The following is a 16,644-nucleotide window of genomic DNA, read 5'->3' on the forward strand; positions in this document are numbered from 1 at the left end:
TTAACTGATGAATGTTAACAATTTTGGAGAAATATTTTCTTTACGATAATTAAACCGAAATTCAGACTCTTTTAGGTGCAAATAGAACGTGAACGGATACATTCCCCGACACTTAACTAATCGGGTTTAGCAAATCCCCAGAACCCTTTAATACCATTAATATCACTGGTCGAATTGACAAATTCATTGCAAGCGTGATCAACCCAAAAGTGTTTGGCATACCCCACTCCGTTACAGCCTCTCCATCAATCGGAGTGAATAATACTTGGGACTCACTTTGCCTCGAATAACACCTTGAAGGCTTTTTTGGAAGCATTTGGAGTAATTTTTGAATACACGTTTCCATTACGTTTAAAGATACCGAAAACAATGGTTTTACCTCTGGCTACCCGGCCTCGTTTACCTTTGGTCCTGCGGCACCGAAGTAAGATTCATCGACTTCAACTTGCCCACTAAAAGGGGGCTCTCACAAAGCTGAGCAATGCGAGCACGAATCCCCTTCAAATACTTGTTTACAGAATTAGGACTCAGGTGATTCAATTCGGTTATCTGAGTGGCGGTCAAATCTAGACAAAAAAGCTTCAAAAGCTGCTTGAATTTACCCTCTGAAATTTTTGAACGGTAAACAAGTTTTTTATTGATTGGCATGCAATAACTTACGGAATTATAAATTTCCTTAAGTTATCTTGACCCTTTAAAAATACCAATAACGAAACTGTAACCTTTTCCCCTGGGATGAGTGTATAAGTATGAAAACACAAAACCCGGGATAGAAAAGTTGGATTCAACATCGGATAAAGCACTTATGATGAAGGTAAAAAAAGGAGACCTCGATAAGTTAGGTTTGCTTTTTGAACGGTATAACCGGCCGTTGTTCAGTTTTTTCTATCGGATGTGTAAATGCACTGACACCAGCGAAGATCTTGTGCAGTCCGTATTTGAACGAATCCTGAAATACCGAGAGACCTATACCGGCGATGGTAAATTCAGTACCTGGATATTCAGCATAGCCCGAAATGCACACATCGATCATTATCGAAAGAAGCAAAGAGAGGCCGTGCCGGTTGAAATTTATGAAAACCGGTTGGAGTCAGAAGAGACCGAAGAGCCGGAAGTGATAAACAAAAAAGAGAAAAAAGAATTACTCGAAATTGCCCTCGATCGTCTGGATGATGAGAAAAGAGAAGTTGTGATATTGAGTCGCTTTGAAGGACTCAAATATAAAGAAATTGCTCAAATCCTGGACACCACGGAAGGGGCCATCAAAACAAAGATGTTTAGGGCATTAAAAGAGATCAAAGATTTGGTAAACATGTTAAGTGAGGAATGCAGCTATGAATAAGAACTATGAACAACTTATAGCCGATTATATATCCGGAAACCTGGAACAAGCCGGTAAGAATAGAGTGGAGGAACTTATTGCAAACGGTGAAATTGACTTTACCGAGTTTCGTGAGCTGGAAAAGATGTATGATGATCTGGATACGATTTCAACTCCCAAACCATCCGATGAGCTGAGTACCCGCTTTTATACGATGCTCGAAAAGGAAAAGAAGGCTAAAGCAAAATCATGGAGTGAATACCTTATTCACCACATACAAAATGTGGCAGCAGAAATTACGATGCCGCGATTGGCCTACACGGTGGTACTGTTATTGATAGGTGGATTTGCCGGGACATTGTTAAATAATAATAACCAAACTCAAATTGAACAGCTGAGTCAGGAGATGCAGGCCATGAAGGAAATGATGATGGTAAATATGCTCGAAGGCTCATCCGCCGCCGATCGGCTGAAAGCCGTGAATATCAGCACCGAACTCCCCTCAGCCGACACCGAAGCCATACAAGCCCTGCTTTTCACACTCAATAAAGATTCCAGCGTAAATGTTCGCGTACAGGCTATTGAGGCCTTAAAGCGATTGGGAGATAATGAGTATGTACGCGAGGGATTAGTACGCTCCATCGCCAAACAAGAATCCCCTATTGTGATCATTGAACTTGCGGACGCCATGATTGAACTGGAACTCAAAAACGGAGCCTCAGAATTCGAACGTCTCCTGCAGGAGAGAGAATTCGACTACACCGTAGAACAAAAACTCCAAAGCAGCATCGCTGTACTAATGTAATCCCTCTCTTCAAAAAACCCCCGTCATTGCTATTACTAAATTAACTTCCAACAACTTGTCACCCAGAGCAGGAAATGAGTTAGGGAGGAATAGATAGTATTACGCGATGGGTCTCAAATATTGATCTGGCAAGTAGTTTTATTATTTGAGATCCCTCGCGATAAACAACGAGCTCACCATAATTTACGAGCGACTCGGGATGACAATTCTTGGGTAGCATTGTTTTAAAAAGCCCGGAAAAATACCCTTCGACATTGAATATTCCTCTGTTCAATATTCGATATTCAAATCCCCAACCCCAAAAACCCTGTAACCTTTTCTTCTGACATCAGTGTATAACAATGAAAACACTATAAACGGGAATAGAATAAAGTAATTAATTATGAATTGGATAATACCGTTATTGATATGGGGACTTGGATTTACTAGTGCCGAACAGCAACCAAGTTCAACGAGCTCATCGTCTGAAGATGTAGAAATGCGAATTCCGGCTTCCGAGTTTAATGCAAAGACCATCTTTCATTTAAAGAACATAAACGGGACTTTAGAGGCGGTCGGATAGAATGGTGATAACATTCTGATTACCGGTGAGAAGATTATTAAAGACAAATCAGGCAATAGCGGAATAAATCCCGATGAAATTTACCTGGATCGATTGAGTGGGCAGAACAACCTTTTTGTTTTTGTAAGACACCCTGATGCCGAAATAAAATTAGAAGGAAATGAACTGCATTACTCTTTCCACCGAAAGAAAAGGAATCACAGCTATGATGAAAATGAACTCAATTTTGAATTCAACTTACAGATTAAAATTCCGAGAGAAATGACGTCGGAACTTTCAACCATTAACGGGAAGGAAGTCAGTATTACCGGTATGTTCAATGGCGCCAGCGCAGGAAATATAAATGGAAATGTGTTTGTAAGTGAAGTAAGGGGACCTGTCAAAGCTAAAACCATTAACGGGGATGTGAAGGTGGAATATGCAGAAGCTCCCTCAGGAGAAGCAGATTTTGGAACCATTAATGGCTCTATCGAGGTCATTGCTCCAAAAAATTTATCAGCCCTTGTAACCTTTAAGAGTTTACGCGGTGAATTATATACCGACTTCGAACAAATCAAACATGTATCAAACCGAAAGAAACGTAATACGGATGGGATGAAACGGTTCAGCATTGACGTTTCCGATGCCATACAATTTGGCGAAGGCGGACCTGAACTGCGTTTCGAATTACTAAATGGAAACGCCTACATCAAAAAAATTAAATCATAAAAATAACTACCATGAAGAAATTAAAAACAACAATCCTTTTAGGAATCATTATAAGTGCTTTAACCATCCCGGCACTTGCTCAAAACAGCATTGACGTGCCTCTTTCAAACCCCGGAGAGCCCGGAAAGCTCGTGATCAGTGCCATGTTCTCAGATGAAATTGAGGTGCGAACCCATAACCAAAATAACGTGATTGTTAATTATAATGGGGAAGAGCAGCATGAAGACGACAGTGAAGCCATGAAAGACGGGCTTCGCAGAATTTCCGGGGGCGGACTCGGCCTTGAGGTCACCGAAGAAGATAATGAAGTCCATATAACAACCGGCCCTATGCCCAATGGCGATCTGGAGATGCTGGTTTTAGTTCCCCGAAACTTTGGGTTGAAGTTGAATACGGTACAGGGAGATGTAAAAGTTTCCGGACTTCGCGGAGAGATGGAAATAAGTGCTGTGAACGGTGATATTGAGGTGTCCGATGTTGCAGGTACGGTACTGGTCAATAGCGTTAACGGCGATATGAATATAGATTTCACCGCCATCAATCAAGAAAACCCGATGTCTTTTACCGGGGTGAATGGAGATATGGAGGTCTCATTTCCTGAGGATGCAGCCTTTACAGCAAAAATGAAAACCGAATGGGGCGATGTGTACACCAACTTTGATATGGATATAGACCGAAGCAGCTCAAAGTCTGAGTCTGACGATGATAATGAGTTTAAAATTGCCATCAATAAATGGATTATAGGACAAGTAAACGGGGGCGGACCTGAGTTTCTGTTTAAAACATTGCATGGCGATATTTCCATCAGGAAAAAAGAAAATTAAGGGTAACTTTTTCTTCTGCTCTTCGTGTAAGAAAAAAAATCGTTGGGAGCTGTAATCATTTACCATATAGGTGGTTACAGGGATAGGACTCCTTTCTAACTAAACAAAATATCACTATGAGATTTGTATGCTTAACCCTGGGATTACTGTGTTTTGCCATTAGCACACAGGCCCAAAATTCTTATCAAAACACGAGAATAATTGACTCTTTAAAGGAGAAAAATATCAGGTCAGGTCGCGCAGATTCGCCCTCCCTAAATGCCTTTAAATTAGATAATGATGCACAACTGGAGCTGGATGGTTTAGTGAATGAAGAAGTATGGAATAACCTGCCAACAGCCACCCATTTTACACAGCGTGCTCCCGATGATGGCGCCCGCGCTACCAAAAGAACAGAGGCAAAAGTACTCTACACCAATTCACATATATATGTAGGCATAAATGCTTATGATTCTGCCCCTGATTCCATTGTGGCTCCTTTATTTCGAAGAGATGGAAACGAGTCAAGTGATTGGGTCACCGTGGGATTTGACAGCTACAATGATCAACGAACCGGATTTGTTTTTGGAGTGAACCCCCGGGGCGTTCAAAGAGATTTTATGATTATAAATGATACCAACGAAGATTTTAGTTGGAATGCCGTTTGGGAAGCAAAAGCTCAAATAACGGACTTCGGCTGGTCTGCCGAAATGAAGATTCCGTTATCGCAGCTTCGCTTTAATGCAAAGGCTGATGAACAACAGTGGGGAGTTAATTTCCAGCGTAGTATCGCGCGAACCGGGGAGGATATATTTTGGAAACCCACTCCTCAGTCGGCCTCCGGGATAGTATCAAACTTCGCTGAGCTGAATGGAATCAAAAATTTATCTGAGCCAAGACGACTGGAGGTGATGCCATACGTTTCCGCTGATTTAACACGGGTACCTAATCAAAATACGGCAAACCCTTATTATGAGCATAACGATTTTGCTGGCCGCCTCGGTGCCGATATAAAATATGGTATAACTTCGGATATGACATTATCAGCTACCATCAATCCTGATTTTGGGCAGGTGGAAGCGGATCCTGCTGTCATAAATTTAACAGCAAATGAGAATTTCTTTTCCGAAAAACGTCCGTTCTTTTTGGAGGGGAGGGATATTTTTCAGTTTGGGGAAACAAAAACATTTATGAGATACAACGCTCCAAGGCCTTTCTACTCAAGAAGGATTGGTCGTTCTCCACAGGGTTCTCCAAGCCGGGCAGACATGAATTCTGAGTATAGCGATGTACCTGACTTTACAACCATTGCTACAGCAGCCAAATTAAGTGGTAAAACTAAGAATGGTTGGTCAGTTGGGTTATTAGATGCCTACACAGTCCAAGAAAATGCGGATTATACCCTTGGCAATGGAAACAATGGATCTATCGCAGTAGAACCGGCCACCAACTACTTAGTGGGACGGGTTAAAAAGGATTTCAACAAAGGGAATACCTATGTGGGTGGATTTGCTACAGCAGTAAACCGCTCTCTGGATGGACGCTATTTTGAAGATTTCATGCATAGTTCTGCCTATGTTGTTGGAGCGGATTATGAACACCAGTTTGCAGATCAAAAATGGGTAGCAAGCGGAGCATTATCTGTAAGCAGCGTGCAAGGGAGTCCTGATGCAATCGCAAGAACCCAGCGTTCCCCCGTTCGATATTTCAACAGGGTGGATTCCGATGTATTGTCCGTGGATGAAGATGAAACAGCCCTTCAGGGGTTTTCAACGGAACTAAGCCTCAAAAAACAAGGCGGCGATGATCCCTGGCTTGCAGCTGTAACCTACTCCCAAACGTCTCCCGGATATGAGGTCAATGACCTGGGTTTCCAAACCCGTGCAGACTTGAAATGGGTAGGGGGCGTATTGGTATATCGTGAAACAGATCCTGATTTTCTTCGTTATTATGAAGTTTTTCTTGGCCATGACAGAGGTTGGAATTATGATGGAGATCAAATTCGAAATAGCGTGATGAATGGGGGGTACTTTTCGTTCAATAACCAATGGTCATTTAGGTACAATCTTGGTTATAACTTTAAGCAGTACAATGATCGCATTAGTCGAGGCGGGCCTGTTATAGAACGACCTAAGGACTGGAATTTACGTGGGGATATCAATACAGATCGCAGTAAAGACATCAGCTTTAACCTCGGTGGAAATATCCGACGGGAAGTAGCCGGTGAATTTGATAATGCAATTTGGGCAAATGTAAATTATCGTCCAACGAGTTTTATTCAGCTTAGTTTTGGCCCACAATACACCCACCAAGCAGACATAGATCAGTATATTACGGCAGTTGAAGATGACAATGCCACACATACCTATGGAAAGCGGTATGTCTTTTCAGATATCGAACAGCATACCATTAGTGCCAATCTGCGCCTGAATTGGACTTTTAGTCCCACAATGAGTTTGCAGACCTACATCAGGCCCTTTGTCTCCACTGGTGATTTCACCTCCTTTAAGGAAGTGGCTCAACCCCGAACCTATAACTATGATGTATACGGGGAAGATATTGGCTCTATCGAAGAGCAGAATGGAACGTACACTATTGATCCCGATGGCAGCGGAAGTTCTTCTTCATTCAGCTTTGCAGATCCGGACTTCAACTTCCGTTCTGTACAAGGAAATGCCGTATTCCGTTGGGAATATACCCCCGGTTCAACCCTGTATTTAGTATGGCAACAACAGCGCGAAGACTATTCCCAAATCGGCGCCTTTAATCTTGGCGACCAGCTCAACGACCTCTTCGATGCCAAACCAACCAACGTATTCTTAGTAAAACTAAGCTACTGGTTCGGCAGGTAATGTTGGCATAAGTTTCAGTGAGTTAGATTCACAAAATAGAAAAGGACATACAACTTGTATGTCCTTTTTTACTTTACGCAATAGCGAGTTGGAAAAATATCACCACCAACCCATAAAAACCCCATCATTGCTGTAGATGTTAGATAATTCGTTGACACCTACTAGTTAGTTTTTCAAATAATACGTTAAAGTCCTCCCTTGAAGGAGGTGCCTGACTGAGCAGATGCGAAGTCTGGCGGTGGGTGTTGAAGCTAAGGGCAACACGTCTTTTATTATCTCATTATCTCCATTAATTTTGATTCTGAGCTGTATCAGACTACATTTTCCTTGGCACCAACACCCCTCAAAATCAGTCAGGAACAACTGACTGATTTATCTCCCCTCCAGGGGAGACTTCACTTTCCTAAACTTTTGTCAACGAATTATCTAACACCTACAATTTCGAGGAAACGTCAAAGTATAATGTCGATTTGGTAAATATAACGACGAAACAATCTCCTGGACACAGGCTTGATGTTCACCAACGCGCCCTTAGCAAGTAAGTGCCCCAATGGCAGGAGACCCAGCATCTCCATGTTTATTCCGTGCGGGATGACAGCCTCTAGGTAGTTTCGTTTAAATCTACTCTGAACTCCATAAATGTCCGTCATCCCGGAAAAGACGAAATGAAATGGAGTCGCCGATCCGGGATCTCCCTAACACCTAACACCTAACACCCTACTCCACCTTACACGTACTCAACCCAAAAGGAGCGTAAAGAGGGCAAAAACTCACCAAGCTGGTAAGCACAAACACACCGGCCAAGACAATCAACACGATTCCGGCAGTGCCAGTAACCGTTCCGGTAAAGTAAAGAGCCACAAAAATAGCAGCCAGGATAAAACGAATTATTTTGTCAGCAGAGCCCATATTCTTTTTCATAATAACCTCATTATTAGAATTAAAAAATTGAATCAAATAGAAATACCAAACCAATAATAATCAGTACGCAAAGTACACAAACCGCTATAAGTTTTAGTATTTTCATCACACAATAAACATTAACTTTGAAGGTTTTGTGAAGTTAATAGAAGCTTCACAGGGCCAATTGAATCTTAACTAATTTTACTGAGAAAAAGAAAATAGATGAATACACACCAATTAACAGCCGAGCAGGTCAAATCCATACAGGTAAGTTTTATAAATAAGGTATACGGTTGGATGGCCCTGGCCCTTGCTATTACCGGTTTTGTAGCACTCAGAACAGCCAATACAGGTTTAATTGATATTATAGCCGGTAACCAGATTCTGTTTTTTGGAATTATCATTGCAGAATTGGGATTGGTAGTGTGGCTATCGGGGCGCATAGATAGCATGAACGCGACCAAAGCAATTTCCCTTTTCTTATTGTATTCTGCTTTAAACGGACTCACTTTTTCCATTTTATTTTTGGTATATACGGCGGGATCTATTGCTTCAACATTTTTTATTACCGCCGGTAATTTTGGGGTGATGAGTGCCTATGGCTACTTCACTAAAACGGATCTCACATCCATAGGAAATATTGCCTTCATGGGACTTATTGGAATCATTATTGCGAGCGTAGTAAATATATTTTGGCATAATGAGACGCTCTATTGGGCCATTACCTACATTGGGGTGTTAGTCTTTGTGGGACTGACAGCATACGATACCCAAAAAATTAAAAAAATGAGCCTTGAGCTGGACATAAACAGTGAAGAGGGAAGTAAAGGGGCTATCATGGGCGCATTAGCCCTGTATCTCGATTTCATCAATCTCTTCATCATGCTGCTCCGCATATTCGGTGATCGTAAGTGATTTAGTGTTCTAAAAAACTACCTCCGAACCACATAAAAAACCCCGTCATCCCTGACAAGATGCAGCAAAGCGAAATTGCAGAACCGGGATCTCCCTGATTCGGCTTGGGATGTGAAACAGCGAGACAGAGGATATTGCATTGCTATGATTAAACAGATTGCCGCAGGCTGTATTCGCTATCGCTCAAGTCAGCCTTCGCAATGACGGGTTGGTGGAGGGGTTTTTAAAATACCACTTTAAAACCCATGAAAACCCGTCATTGCGAGGCGGAAACAACATATAACGTAGGTGGGGATACTCTAACAACGAAGCAATCCCCCTAATACAACTTGTGTTGTTCAACAACGTCCCATTGGTAAATAAATCCCCAATGGCGGGAGACCCCACATTTCCATGTTCATTCCGTGCGGGATGACAGCCTTTGGGTAGCTTCGTTTTAAAAAACCCGGACAACTACACTTCGATATAGAATATTCCTCTGTTCAATATTGAATATTCTTCCTTACCGTAATCCCAGCGGATTGAAATGCGCTAATTTTTTGTAATACATATCAAAACAAAGATATGGCAAAGCACAAAAAACTCAGTAAAGCTGATAAAAGCAGAATCATTGAAATGGCATGGGAAGACCGTACCCCTTTCGATGCGATAGAATTCCAGTTTGGACTAAATGAAAAAGATACCATTGAGCTCATGCGATCTGAAATGAAATCCTCAAGCTTCAAAATGTGGCGAAAACGTGTTTCCGGCCGGTATACCAAACACCGCAAAAAACGCAAAGATGAAGTAAACAGATTCGTAAGCCCCAACCAGTATTGACACGTATTGTTCAAAACAACTTCCTATGTAATAATAGTCCGTCATCCCGGACAAGTCGGAGCGCATGCGTAGACGCCGATCCGGGATCTCCCTAATACTGGCTACAGTAATTTTAAATGTTAAATGCCTACCATTTAACATTTAAAATTCAACATTTAACATTTCAACCATTTTCTCCGCACACCCCCAACTCAAAGTAACCCCGGCACCGCCATGGCCATAATTATGAATAATCAATTTGTCGCCCAATTTTTCCTTTTCAAGCCGAAGTCCATTTTGATTTTTACGCACATAACGATACCCCATTTTTGTAGAAACAGGTTCAAATTCAGCCGTATTAATACCAAAAGAATGCTCTATAATTTCTTTATTGAGTTGTGATATTTCTACAGGCACATCATGACCATCAATCGAATGTGTTTCCCCTTTATTATCTTCAATATCCCATGAACCGGAATCTGAAAGAATGCCCCTTTGCCTACTGCCACCCCAAACCCAACCATCAGATCGTGAGTAACAATACACATCTTGCTGAAAACCACTTTCACTTTGAAAAATATCGCCACCCGGTGAGAAATTATAGGAAACTCGTTTTCCTTCCGGGTTTGTAAGAGTGGGTGCTCCAGGGATTTTTAAAATATGTCCCCGATAGATTATGGCATGAGGGTCATTAAATAATTCAATTGCGCCAATTTCAGTACAGTTGACAATAATTTCAGATGGAAGGGCAGTTAGGTCATCTCGGTTCAGTTTTTGTACTATTATATCAATACCGGACTTTTTAACCTCTTCTAACAAGGCAGGGAAGTATTGACTCCAATCAGCAAAATAGCAGTCAAATTTCCAGCCTGTCAAAATCTCGATATCGGGATGATGAGGGTAAAAACCTTTTTTAAAGGTAGAAAAGGATTCAAAATGATCCATTTGAGTTGCATAATGAGGGACGTCTCTGTAGTGGCCAAATAGCTCATAATGCTCGTCAATTTTAACTCCCGGAAATCCTTGTTCATGAAGTTTTTTAAAATAGGCCTTACTGCCGGCGAAAAGTTCCTCCGAAATATCAGAGCTTAGAGTGTGAGGAATAATGGAAGCAGCCGGTATTAAACTGGCAAATTCAGGATTTTTAGAGACCTGCTCTGGATGCTCTTTGGTGATAATAGTCACATTCCACCCCTTGTTATGGAGCAGTAAAGCACAGCTGAGGCCACTGACACCACATCCAATTACAAATACATTTTTTGAATGCTTCATAGATGATAAAAAAAGTGTTTTAGCTGAAATTACAAATTAACAAGGTTGTATAAAGGTGCTTATTTCGGTAATATCAGTATATCATATTACAGGCCGTAACCGTGCAAAAAACAGTTTATTTAGCAGTTTTCTTAAGTTTTGGTATCGCATTTTCCTCATGTGATCTACTCACAGTACAAGAAGACTATGGAGGATACCCCACCCGCATTTCCCCCCTTGAAAAACCTGAGTTAGAAGCATTGAACGAAGAATATCATGCAGCAAACAATGGTCAATTATGTTCAACCCTAAATGAATATGGTTTAACAGGTTTTAGTGAGGTTTTGTTTGAAGATGGGGAAAATCCTTGTGAGCCGGCTAATAGAGAGATAGTTAGGATAGAAGTTACTAGAACGGATACACTTTTAACGGCAGCAAAAGAAATTCTACTGAAAAACAGTTCATACACGGGTGTTGATGATACCACCGAATTGGTATTAAAAGAAATGGTTCCACTTCCGGGGTGCATAAATTGTGGCCGCCCCGATGAGTATAGTGCAAATATTGAATGGAAACTGACATTTGAAAATCAAACCATAGATTCTGTAGAAGTCTTAGATACTGAAATAACGGTTTTTGTGGATGCAGAAGGTGTAAATAGAATATGGGGAAATTGGTATAAGGATGTAATGATACCGCAATTTGTGAACTATGGATACCTTGAAGTACAAGCAGGTTTAGTGGACTGGCAGATTGATATGCGACGTTTCACGGGAGAAGATGAAATTTATGTCGTTCAAGAAGATGATGTTACAGAGAGGCCCCAAAAAGTAATACTTCCTTTTAAAAATGATGAAGATGATATAATAGAGATTAGATATTGCTGGGCCGTTCCCATTAATTATTCCGGAGAAAATTTTGAGGGTTGGATAGCTTTTATTGATATTGAGGAAGGATTTTTTGTTGAACTAAAATCGATAAAAATGGTTCAGGAAAAATATCAATAACAAAATATTCGATAAAATTTTGTAACAAAACAGTTCTTTGCTACTCTATTATATATAACTAAAATAAGTATTAAACATACCAAGACATTTAGGTAATACATTGGCTGATTCTAAAGGAAAGGTACTCATTGTAGAAGATGATATGATTATTGCACTCGTGGTCGAAAATATGATCAAAAAATTGGGGTATACCTTAGTTGGAAAAGCTGCATCCGGAGCAGAAAGTATAAATCTTGCTAAAGAACATGAACCTGAGATTATACTCATGGATATTCGCTTAAAAGGGGAGATGGATGGTATTGAGGCTATTAATGAAATTAAAAATCACATTGATACAAATGTGATTTATCTAACCGGAAATTCTGATAAAGTAAATTATGATCGTGCCAAACAAAGCGGTTGTATTGACCTTGTATCCAAACCATTTACCATTGGTGAGCTTACCCGATCGCTTGATTTGATTCCCTCCTGAGATTGTATCTTTTCTTTCTTTTATTCGTAATATAGCGTGTTGAACAAAAGGGCTACTTTATGAGTACAAAATTCAAGAATTTAAAGAATGATTTAGAGGACCTCGAGCAAGGCCGAAATCTCGATATCAATGAGCGTTCGGGAAATTCCGGGGGATCCTCAACGTCAAATATTGCGAATTATATATTGCTATTTGCCTTCCTCGCTACGTTGATTTTTTACACCGGATCAAGGCTGAACTTTTCTAACATTGTCTTTAATCCGGTTGACAATATTGTTCAAACCCTAAATCAGCCGGATGAAGAAATTTTGACGGGCATGGGCGAATGGATGGAGGAAATGGGATATGGAACCCTCACCCGTGAGGAACTTATTGATTTAAGAAACGAAGGCGTTACCGCTACATTTACCAGTAATGTAAGAGAAGCCGGCTTTCCCGATGTAACCCTTGACCAGATGGTAGAATTGGGAAATGCAGGAGTAAGCTCTTCATACATTGCCGGAATAAAAGAAGTCGGTTATCCTGATATCACCATAGATCAACTTATAGAACTTGAGAATGCCGGAGTCAGTGTTACTTTCACAAGAATGATGAAAGAATTGGGATACGAACTTTCTGTTCAAGATTTATTAGATCTTGAAAATGCAGGTGTAACGGCTTATTTCACCAGCAATATGTTGGATCTTGGATACACTTTAGAAGAACTTACCAAAGAAAACCTGACAAGAATGCGTGAATTTGGGGTTACACACCAAAGAGCTGAACAATTGATGAATGAAAGAGGGGAACGCCCAACCATAGATGAACTGGTACGCGACAGAATCAGTAACCAGTAATGTTATTTCAGCCGGACTAACATTTTATTTCTAAGTCAGAAACACCTATTTTTGGAGCCCGCAACCGATGAAGGTGCGGGCTTTTTTATTTGAACTTAATCACCAATACCTAAAATGGCGGAAATTACCCTTCCTGAAGTTGAACTCAATATCTACTCTCCCAAAGATCCAACTGAGATTACTGTTGTAGAAAACTATATTTGTACCAAAGAAAGCAGCCCAAATTTTGTACGACACATGACTTTCGATGTCTCTGGAACCGATTTGGAGGGAAGGGTTCGGATTGGTCAGTCAATTGGAATATTGCCTCCCGGTGAAAACGAAAGGGGAAGACCTCATAAACTTCGTCTATACTCTGTTTCTTCGCCCACGGAAGGAGAAGACGGGAAGTCTCACCTTATTTCAACCACAGTTAAAAGAACCATTGAGGAGCTTGATGGTAAATTATACACCGGAGTTTGTTCCAATTACCTTGCTGACTTAAAACCCGGTGACACGGTAAAGGCCACAGGGCCCAGCGGAAAGCGATTTTTGTTACCCGAAAATCCAAAAGATTTTAATTACGTTTTTTTTGCAACCGGAACCGGAATTGCACCATTTCGGGGAATGATTATGGAGCTGCTTGACTCGGGTTTCCAAGGACACATCGCATTAGTTTTTGGTGCAGCCTACAGAACCGATCTCATTTATCCCGATTATTTCATGGAAATGGAAAAGCAGCATGATAATTTTCACTATATCGCAAAAATATCGAGAGAAGATCGTCGTCCTGATGGTTCTAAATATTATGTGCAAACCGCCATCGAAGATGAGGCAGAAATCCTTGATCCCATCCTAAAACAAGAAAACACGCTTATTTATATTTGTGGTATCAAGGGGATGGAAAATGGCATCTACAAAAGCTTGTCCAAGAAAGGTTATCCTGAGTATCTACTCATTAAAGGAGATTATATGGATATGCATCCCGATGAATGGGATTGGGATGAAATGCGCCGTAAAGTTAAACCCGGCGACCGCACTTTTGAGGAAGTCTATTAACTCGTTTACCGGTTAGTAATTTTATCTGGAGAACCTGCGAGCGTCTGTAAGTCCTCGTAGTGTTTTGCTTTCTGGTAAGAATCCCGTAACGCTCGCAGGTTCTTCGGACGCTGCGAGGTTACTTTGCTCAGAGGTTTCTCCAGGCTATTTTTAATCGGTAAACACGTTCTATTAATCATTTTGGGTATGTATTTTGGTAACACCACCCGATACAATAAACCGCATAAAGTTTGTGGAATCGGTTTTAATAGGGGTTACCTTTTCCTTAGGTACGATGTATAAATTTCCCGAAAAATTATAGGAGTGGGGACAGTAAACGGCTACTTCATCCCTTAAACCAAACTGCCCAAGCGATTCTTCGGTGATAAAACCGAGTCGTTTCATGCCTCCGGGCTCACTGAATTCTATAGAAACCGGTTTAGTGAATTTCTTTTTATCGCCTACAAATGCTTCAGTCAAATCTTTAAGGGAGGCATAAACAATATTAACTAAAGGCGTTTTAGCCAAAAGTTTTTCAAATAAGTGTAGAAGGGGGCGGGCATATTTTTGAGTAAGAATAAACCCAACCAAAGTAATGGCAAAAAATCCAGTTAAGATGCCAAGGCCGGGGATTTCAAGATCAAACCAGCTGTAGAATAAGTCATTAAATAGATTATTTATTGATACCAGCGTGATATATACCAAGTACACTGTTGCCGTGACCGGCAAAATCACGAGCATTCCTCTAAAGAAGTAATTTAAAATCGTTTTCATAGGAGAGATGATTTATAAGTTTTAAAGAATCTACCATGAAAACTTTAAAGATGTGAAGCTACAGGGTAATTTTCATTTCATACAGTAGTAGTAGCCCGTCATCCCGGATTTGGTTCAGGAGATAGTACAAAGAGTCTTTGGCAAAAATAAAAGCGAAGCAGTTCGATTAGCGCGTCAATTTCCGAAAACATCGGGAAAGTATAGTTAATTGAACTTTAGATCAGTTAAGTAATCAATTCAAAATAGTCCAAAACGTATGCGATTTAATGTTTTCTTGAGTTTTTGGTTCGTTTTGGGTCAAGCCAAAATGAACAAAGAAAGCAGCCATTGGAATTTTCGTTTAAACCACCTCCGAACCCTATAAACCCCCATCATCCCAGAAAAGACAAAATGAAATGGAGTCGCCAATCCGGGATCTCCCACCAAGGCTCAAACTGCATTAATCCGTCCTTGTGCTAAAAAAAAATTTCCATTAAACTTATCCCAAATATTTCCGTAATTGACTAAATAACTTTAACCAAATTATATTCAATGAGATCCTATTTACATTTACTGCTTCCTATATGTTTAATTGCTTTCTGTACTACCGATTTGCAAGCCAGTCCTCTGCAGAAGAACAGGTAAAAGCCACAATAGAAACTTTATTTGAGGGAATGTTAGAAGCCAACGGTGAAAAAGTATCAGGTACATTTTACAATAATGCAATTATGCAGACCATCGTTAAAAATGAAGCAGGAGAAGTAATGGTGCGTGAGGGGAGTTTAGAAGCATTTGTAAACAGCATCAATGGCGCAGAATCGGCTCGACTGAACGAAAAAATTAAAGGATACGAAATAAAAATTGACGGTGAACTCGCATCAGCGTGGACGCCCTATGAATTTTATGTAGGCGAGGAATTCTCACATTGCGGTGCAAATTCTTTTCAGCTTATGAAAACAGCAGACGGCTGGAAAATCTTCCACATTGTAGATACTCGCCGCCAAGAAAACTGTAGTTGAGAGCTGAAGCCTGAAAGCTGACAGGTCTTAAATCGAGCTCAAAAGCTTATCAATTAACTTTGCCTTATCCGGATCTACATACTTTCCATAGGAAATGATAAGTGTTCCCTTAATACCGGAATCGGCTTCGATAGCATATAAAGTGGCTTCGGAGGCGGGATCGGTACCCTGATCAAACTCATGCGTTTCTTTGATTGTGAGCTTGTCAGCTCCATATTCAGTGTCTAACGTTTTGCAGGTAATACAGTTTTTACCAAGCTCAAATGTGTGATCAAATCCTTTTTCTTTAAGGGCTTCAGTAGCTTCGGCTAAGTCTCTGTACATGAGGATCTTACTTTAATTGATTTTCATTTATATAATACAAAATAAAAAAGCCGCTCGTTCAAGCGGCTTTAATTATATCGTAAAAAACGCAGAACTATAAATTAGCCGTTGTTTTTAATATCCTGAATTTCCAGGCGGATTTCCTGGGCTAATTTTTTTAATTCCTGAAGGCCTTTGCGTGCACGGGTTCCGGCAGCTTTATTGCCTTTGTCGTAGAATTTTTCCATTTCAACTGCGGTTTCATCTACGAGATTTTTGATTTCTTCAACTCTGCTCATTTATAGCTCCGTTAAATTAT

General features: G+C 40.5%; 18 protein-coding genes and 1 pseudogene. 13 read left to right on the forward strand and 6 right to left on the reverse strand.

The genetic code is table 11. The annotated features are described in order from the left end of the window. Positions 1-648 (reverse strand): annotated as a pseudogene (locus tag RI561_RS04245) (IS1595 family transposase). A gap of 130 nt (positions 649-778) precedes the next feature. Between RI561_RS04245 and RI561_RS04250 the strand changes: the two are divergent. The 6 genes from RI561_RS04250 to RI561_RS04275 all read left to right on the forward strand — a co-directional run bounded on the left by RI561_RS04250 (position 779) and on the right by RI561_RS04275 (position 7,051). Next, on the forward strand, positions 779-1,342 hold the full coding sequence (locus tag RI561_RS04250) for an RNA polymerase sigma factor (RefSeq protein ID WP_395078984.1): 564 nt from the start codon (positions 779-781) through the stop codon (positions 1,340-1,342). Next, on the forward strand, positions 1,335-2,126 hold the full coding sequence (locus RI561_RS04255) for a HEAT repeat domain-containing protein (RefSeq protein ID WP_395078985.1): 792 nt from the start codon (positions 1,335-1,337) through the stop codon (positions 2,124-2,126). Before RI561_RS04250 ends, RI561_RS04255 begins: the two co-directional genes overlap by 8 nt. A 382-nt stretch (positions 2,127-2,508) precedes the next feature. Beyond that, positions 2,509-2,688 (forward strand): hypothetical protein, encoded by a 180-nt coding sequence (locus RI561_RS04260; protein WP_395078986.1) that lies wholly within the window; start codon positions 2,509-2,511, stop codon positions 2,686-2,688. Between the two features lie 93 nt (positions 2,689-2,781). After that, the gene (locus RI561_RS04265) at positions 2,782-3,396 is read left to right on the forward strand and encodes a hypothetical protein (protein ID WP_395078987.1); all 615 of its coding nucleotides are present in this window, start codon (positions 2,782-2,784) and stop codon (positions 3,394-3,396) included. A gap of 11 nt (positions 3,397-3,407) precedes the next feature. Then, positions 3,408-4,220, forward strand: coding sequence for a DUF4097 family beta strand repeat-containing protein (locus tag RI561_RS04270; RefSeq protein ID WP_395078988.1), 813 nt, complete (start codon positions 3,408-3,410; stop codon positions 4,218-4,220). A gap of 116 nt (positions 4,221-4,336) precedes the next feature. Then, on the forward strand, positions 4,337-7,051 hold the full coding sequence (locus RI561_RS04275) for a DUF5916 domain-containing protein (RefSeq protein ID WP_395078989.1): 2,715 nt from the start codon (positions 4,337-4,339) through the stop codon (positions 7,049-7,051). Positions 7,052-7,768: 717 nt separating this feature from the next. On the opposite strand, the gene RI561_RS04280 is transcribed toward RI561_RS04275, so the two are convergent. Then, positions 7,769-7,972, reverse strand: coding sequence for a DUF2892 domain-containing protein (locus RI561_RS04280; RefSeq protein ID WP_395078990.1), 204 nt, complete (start codon positions 7,970-7,972; stop codon positions 7,769-7,771). Positions 7,973-8,176: 204 nt separating this feature from the next. Here RI561_RS04280 and RI561_RS04285 point away from each other — a divergent pair, with 204 nt between their 5' ends. Further along, a complete protein-coding gene (locus RI561_RS04285; RefSeq protein WP_395078991.1) occupies positions 8,177-8,869 on the forward strand; it encodes a Bax inhibitor-1/YccA family protein in 693 nt (230 codons plus the stop codon). 564 nt (positions 8,870-9,433) lie between these two features. Continuing rightward, the gene (locus RI561_RS04290) at positions 9,434-9,688 is read left to right on the forward strand and encodes a TIGR03643 family protein (protein WP_395078992.1); all 255 of its coding nucleotides are present in this window, start codon (positions 9,434-9,436) and stop codon (positions 9,686-9,688) included. 141 nt (positions 9,689-9,829) lie between these two features. Here the strand turns inward: RI561_RS04290 and RI561_RS04295 are convergent, their stop codons facing one another. Beyond that, entirely contained in the window at positions 9,830-10,939 is a 1,110-nt protein-coding gene (locus RI561_RS04295) for an FAD-dependent oxidoreductase (RefSeq protein WP_395078993.1), read from the reverse strand. 101 nt (positions 10,940-11,040) lie between these two features. Between RI561_RS04295 and RI561_RS04300 the strand changes: the two genes are divergently transcribed. From RI561_RS04300 to RI561_RS04315, 4 genes are all read left to right on the forward strand, one after another. Next, on the forward strand, positions 11,041-11,925 hold the full coding sequence (locus tag RI561_RS04300; RefSeq protein WP_395078994.1) for a hypothetical protein: 885 nt from the start codon (positions 11,041-11,043) through the stop codon (positions 11,923-11,925). A gap of 100 nt (positions 11,926-12,025) precedes the next feature. Then, positions 12,026-12,397 carry a response regulator gene (locus tag RI561_RS04305; protein ID WP_395078995.1) on the forward strand — a complete coding sequence of 124 codons (372 nt, stop codon included), beginning with the start codon at positions 12,026-12,028 and terminating at the stop codon, positions 12,395-12,397. 59 nt (positions 12,398-12,456) lie between these two features. Next, positions 12,457-13,233 carry a hypothetical protein gene (locus tag RI561_RS04310; RefSeq protein ID WP_395078996.1) on the forward strand — a complete coding sequence of 259 codons (777 nt, stop codon included), beginning with the start codon at positions 12,457-12,459 and terminating at the stop codon, positions 13,231-13,233. Between the two features lie 114 nt (positions 13,234-13,347). Next, positions 13,348-14,271: an FAD-binding oxidoreductase gene (locus RI561_RS04315; RefSeq protein WP_395078997.1), complete on the forward strand. Its 924-nt coding sequence runs from the start codon at positions 13,348-13,350 to the stop codon at positions 14,269-14,271. 171 nt (positions 14,272-14,442) lie between these two features. On the opposite strand, the gene RI561_RS04320 is transcribed toward RI561_RS04315, so the two are convergent. After that, the gene (locus tag RI561_RS04320; protein ID WP_395078998.1) at positions 14,443-15,024 is read right to left on the reverse strand and encodes a DUF502 domain-containing protein; all 582 of its coding nucleotides are present in this window, start codon (positions 15,022-15,024) and stop codon (positions 14,443-14,445) included. 563 nt (positions 15,025-15,587) lie between these two features. Between RI561_RS04320 and RI561_RS04325 the strand changes: the two genes are divergently transcribed. Then, positions 15,588-16,022, forward strand: coding sequence for a nuclear transport factor 2 family protein (locus RI561_RS04325; protein ID WP_395078999.1), 435 nt, complete (start codon positions 15,588-15,590; stop codon positions 16,020-16,022). Positions 16,023-16,049: 27 nt separating this feature from the next. Here the strand turns inward: RI561_RS04325 and RI561_RS04330 are convergent, their stop codons facing one another. Both RI561_RS04330 and RI561_RS04335 read right to left on the reverse strand, forming a co-directional pair. Then, positions 16,050-16,346, reverse strand: a complete 297-nt coding sequence (locus RI561_RS04330) for a hypothetical protein (RefSeq protein WP_395079000.1) — start codon at positions 16,344-16,346, stop codon at positions 16,050-16,052. A gap of 101 nt (positions 16,347-16,447) precedes the next feature. Next, positions 16,448-16,624 (reverse strand): histone H1, encoded by a 177-nt coding sequence (locus RI561_RS04335; protein ID WP_395079001.1) that lies wholly within the window; start codon positions 16,622-16,624, stop codon positions 16,448-16,450. Positions 16,625-16,644 lie beyond the last annotated feature (20 nt).

It is taken from the genome of Gracilimonas sp., from assembly GCF_031581265.1.
GTDB lineage: Bacteria > Bacteroidota > Rhodothermia > Balneolales > Balneolaceae > Gracilimonas.